This is a genomic window from Streptomyces sp. NPDC058877, from assembly GCF_042742855.1.
In the GTDB taxonomy this organism is placed as follows: Bacteria; Actinomycetota; Actinomycetes; order Streptomycetales; family Streptomycetaceae; genus Streptomyces.
Window position 1 is genome coordinate 1 of sequence record NZ_JBHYMF010000324.1, and the last position, 4,417, is coordinate 4,417.

At 70.3% G+C, this 4,417-nt stretch carries 3 protein-coding genes and 1 tRNA gene; 2 read left to right on the top strand and 2 right to left on the bottom strand.

Annotation, left to right across the window (positions count from 1 at the left end):
* Nucleotides 1-104 precede the first annotated feature (104 nt).
* Nucleotides 105-1,817, bottom strand: coding sequence for a glycosyl hydrolase family 18 protein (locus tag ACFW2Y_RS34865; protein WP_384887484.1), 1,713 nt, complete (start codon nt 1,815-1,817; stop codon nt 105-107).
* A 245-nt stretch (nt 1,818-2,062) separates the two neighbouring features.
* Nucleotides 2,063-3,145 (bottom strand): LLM class flavin-dependent oxidoreductase, encoded by a 1,083-nt coding sequence (locus ACFW2Y_RS34870; protein WP_384887487.1) that lies wholly within the window; start codon nt 3,143-3,145, stop codon nt 2,063-2,065.
* 351 nt (nt 3,146-3,496) lie between these two features.
* On the opposite strand from ACFW2Y_RS34870, the gene ACFW2Y_RS34875 reads away from it, so the two are divergent.
* The gene (locus ACFW2Y_RS34875; protein WP_384887490.1) at nt 3,497-4,255 is read left to right on the top strand and encodes an IclR family transcriptional regulator; all 759 of its coding nucleotides are present in this window, start codon (nt 3,497-3,499) and stop codon (nt 4,253-4,255) included.
* Between the two features lie 75 nt (nt 4,256-4,330).
* A tRNA-Lys gene (locus ACFW2Y_RS34880) sits at nt 4,331-4,404 on the top strand.
* Nucleotides 4,405-4,417: the final 13 nt, after the last annotated feature.

The window sequence follows — 4,417 nt, forward strand, 5'->3', positions numbered from 1 at the left end:
CCCGCGGGTGGCCCGCGGCCGGGTTCCGGACGTGGAACTGCCCCCGGCCGGAGGGACATTCCGGGCGGGGGCAGTGGTCGTGCGGGGCTCGGCGGATCAGGGCCTCAGCAGGCGCCCTGGTCCTTCCAGACGCCCCATTCGCCAGTCGTGCCGGGCTCCTCGTTCTGGGTCCACCACTGGGCCTTCCAGGTGCGACCGTTGTGGGAGACGAGGCTGCCGCCGGTGTAGATGGTGCCGGCCACGTACGCCGGGGCGGTGCAGCCCGTGGGCGGCTCGGTGGTCGGCGGGGTGGTCGTCGGCGGGGTGGTGGGCTCCGTGGTCGGCGGGGTCGTGGGCTCCGTCGTCGGCGGGGTCGTGGGCGGGGTGGTCGGGGACGAGCCGACGGCGGCGACGATGTCCTTGAAGAGGGTCGCGTTGGCGTCGAGGCCGAGCAGCGAGTACATCATCGCGCCGGCGAGGCCGCGGTTGTGGGCGTAGTCGGCGCGCGCCTGGATGGTGCGCTTGTCCAGACCGGTGAAGAACTCGCCGTCCTTGTAGAAGTAGGCGGACTTGGCCTGGTCGTCCCAGAAGGTGGTCGCCGCGTTGTCGACGATGCCGCCGAGCTCCTTGTAGTGGGCGATGCCGGGCTGCTGGCTGAGCGGGCGGGCGCCGGAGGGGCCGGTGGCGGGCTGGGCGAGGCCGTTGGCGGTGCCGGCCGGGACGCCCTTCCAGCCGCGGTAGTAGAACTCGTAGCCGAGGGTCAGCTTGTTCGCCGGGAAGCCGCCGGTGATGCCGTAGGCGGGCTTGCCGTCGATCCAGGAGTCGATGGCGTTGTCGATCGAGTACTTCTCGGTGCCCGGCTTGATGGGGTCCGTGGGGTCGTTCGTGCCGGAGTAGAGCGGGGACTGGTGGTACGTCGGCCCGTCGCCGTCCCAGGCGCCGTGCATGTCGTACGTCATGATGTTCGCGTAGTCGAGGTACGCGCCGATCTTGTCCGTCTCGATGTTCTTGATCTTGTCCTGGCCGGCCGGGAGCGCGGCGGTCAGCAGGTACTTCTTGCCGCCGTGCGCGGCGCCGTACTCGTCGAGCTGCTTGCGGAACTCGGCGAGGAGGAGCGTGAAGTTCTGCTTGTCCTCGGGGGCGTAGTGGTTGCCGAGGTGACCATCGGGCGAGCCCGGGTACTCCCAGTCGATGTCGATGCCGTCGAAGATGCCGGCCGCGGTGCCGGGGCCGCCGAAGCCGCCCTCCACCGGCAGGTCGCCCTGGATGTACTGCTTGACGCAGGAGGCGACGAGCTTCTTGCGACTGGCGTCGGTCTTGGCCGCGTCCGAGAAGTACTTGGAGTAGGTCCAGCCGCCGAGCGAGATGTTGATCTTCAGGTGGGGGTGCTTCGCCTTCAGCTCCTTGAACTGGTTGAAGACGCCCACGATCGGCTGGTCCCACTTGTCGGCGACGCCGTCGACGCTGTCCGCCGCGGAGAAGGACTTCTGGTAGTCGGCGTACGAGTCGCCGGCGCCGTCACCCGCGTTGGGGTTGTTGTCGTCGCCCGCGGCCTTGTTGGCCTCGAAGCAGGTGAGGTCGGTCGGGTGGATGTTCCCGAACGAGTAGTTGATGACGTCCAGGTCGGCCGCGATGCCCCGCTCGTCGAGGTGCTTGGGGTAGAAGGCGTTCCCGTACACGCTCCACTGGTCGTAGTACGCGATCTTCACGCCGCCCGTGGAGGCGGTGGTGGCGGTTTCGGCCGCCTGGGCGGAGCCGAGGCCGGCCGTGGCGGCGAGCGCGCCGGCGGCGAGGGCCGAGCTGAGGAGCGCGGCGGTCAAGGGCTTACGGGGGTGCACGTGCGGCCTCCGGGAGGGGTGGCGGTACGGAAGTTGGAGCAGTGATATCCGCCGCATGAACGGCTCGTCAATGGTCTGAACCAGATTGAGGACTAGACCAATTTGCCGAGGAAAGCCCTCGTCAGGACCGCGCAGCACAGAAAAGAACCGCTCGCCACCATCGGTGACAAGCGGTTTAAGGTTCACTTAGGGAAGGCCGGCGGTTCGTTCGGGGTCGAACCAATCGCCGTCAGGAAACGAGGATTTCACGACGCCGGCAACTCCGGCAGCCCGTACGCATCGGCGATCAGCTCGTAGCTCCGGACCCGTTCCGCGCCGCCGTGCCCATTGGCCGTGATCATCAGCTCGTCCGCCCCCGTCCGCTTCTGGAGGTCGTCCAGGCCGGTGCGCACCCCGTCCGGAGTGCCGTACACGACGTTCGCGAGCCAGCCGTCCACGAACTCCCGCTCGGCCGGGCCGAATCCGTAGGCCGCGGCCTCCTCCGGCGTCGGCACCAGACCGGGCCGTCCGGTGCGCAACCGCAGCATCGCGAGGGCGCCGGCGAGCACCTGGCGGTGGGCCCCGGCCGCGTCCTCGGCGGCGAACGCCGAGACTCCGATCATGGCGTACGGCGCGTCGAGGACCCCGGAGGGCCGGAAGGAATCCCGGTAGAGATCGAGCGCCGGGATCGTGTTCCTGGCCGAAAAGTGATGGGCGAAGGCGAAGGGCAGTCCGAGCAGGCCTGCGAGGCGGGCGCTGTAGCCGGAGGAGCCGAGCAGCCAGATCGGCGGGCGCCCGTCCGGCCCCTGGACCGGCCCCGGCACGGCGTGGATCCGGGCGTACGGGTGCCCGTCCGGGAAGTCGTCGTCCAGGAACCGGGTCAGCTCGGCGAGCTGCTCCGGGAAGTCGTCCCCGGATTCCCGGCCCCCGCCGGGCCCCCCGGTGCGCCGCAGGGCGGCGGCGGTGGCCCCGTCGGTGCCGGGGGCGCGGCCGAGGCCGAGGTCGATCCGCCCCGGGGCGAGGGCCTCCAGGGTGCCGAACTGTTCGGCGACGACCAGGGGGGCGTGATTGGGCAGCATGACGCCGCCCGAACCGAGCCGGATGCGTCGGGTGTGGGCCGCGAGGTGGGCGAGGATCACGGCCGGCGAGGAGGAGGCGACCCCGGGCATGGAGTGGTGCTCGGCCACCCAGTGCCGGTGGAAGCCGCGGCGCTCGGCGAGCCGGCTCAGCTCGACGCTGGTGGCGAGCGCCTGGGACGCGGTCCGCCCGCTGCCGACGGTCACCAGGTCCAGCACGGACAGCGGTACGGGCGCGGTCCCCCGCACCTCTCCTCGAATTGCGTCGGTCACCGTCGGACCCCTCCTCGGCACGCGTGTGGATGTGTCGGGGCCATAACGGGAGGACCCCTCCGCTTATTCCCCTCCGGGACGCCCCGGACCTTCGGGACCGGCCACCGACCCCGTCCCACCGGCGGGAACGCACCGTTCACCCATGGCCGAAGACCGATGCGTGCGCCGGCGTGCACGTCCCTGACCTGAGGCTCTGCACACCACTCATGACATGGGCATATGCCAGGGTGGCGCGCCGCAGCCCAGGGGCCCGATCCGCCGCATCATTCTCGCCAACAGCCGCCCCGCAGAGGGCCCTTGGCAGCTATCGTGGTACGAAAGCTTGCGGTCACAACCTGCTAGGGGGAAACCGTGGCGCTGAAGCCCGAGCCCACTGCGCCGTTCCACTCGGTGCAATACGCCCTGCGCGTCCTCGAGACGGTCTCACGGCACGGTGGCGGAGTGACGGACGTCCAGATCGCGCGCGAGACCGGCCTGCCCGTCGTCCACCTGTCCTCACTCCTCCTCATGCTCCGCCGCGAGGGGTACGTGGAGCAGGTCGCCGACGGCGCCTACGTGATCGGGGACTCCCTCGTCCTCCTCGGCTCCGGCCTGACCCGCCGCGAAGCCCTGGAGGCCAAGCTCCAGGAGACCCTGACCGAGCTGCGCGACTCCGTCGGCGCCGCGGTCTACATCAGCCGGTACATCGACGGCGAGGTGAAGATCACCCAGTTCGCCGACGGCCCGCGCACGCCGAAGGTCAACGAGTGGGTGGACTTCCGCTCGGCGGCGCACGCCAGCGCGGTCGGCAAGTGCCTGCTCACCCAACTCGACCAGAACGGTCGACGGGACCACCTCTCGCGCCACAAGATCGCCCGGCTGACCTCCCGGACGATCACCAGCGAGCGGATCCTCTTCTCCAAGCTCGACAGCCAGCCGGCGACCGTTCCCGTGCTCGACCTCCAGGAGTACGCGGTGGGCACGGTGTGCGCGGCCGTTCCGCTGACGGCGGGCTCGGCCGTGGGCTGCCTGGCGCTGTCCCTTCCGATCGAACACGCCCACCGACTGCGCGCGGCGGCGGACACCCTCAACCGGAAGGCCGCCCCGGTGGTGCTCTCGCTGGCGCTCTGAGGCGGACGGGGCGAGGTCCCGGCGGGGTGGTCACGAGCACCCCGCGGGACCAGGTAGTATTTTCTCTGTCAGCAGGCGCCGCTAGCTCAGTTGGTTAGAGCAGCTGACTCTTAATCAGCGGGTCCGGGGTTCGAGTCCCTGGCGGCGCACAGACGGAAGAAG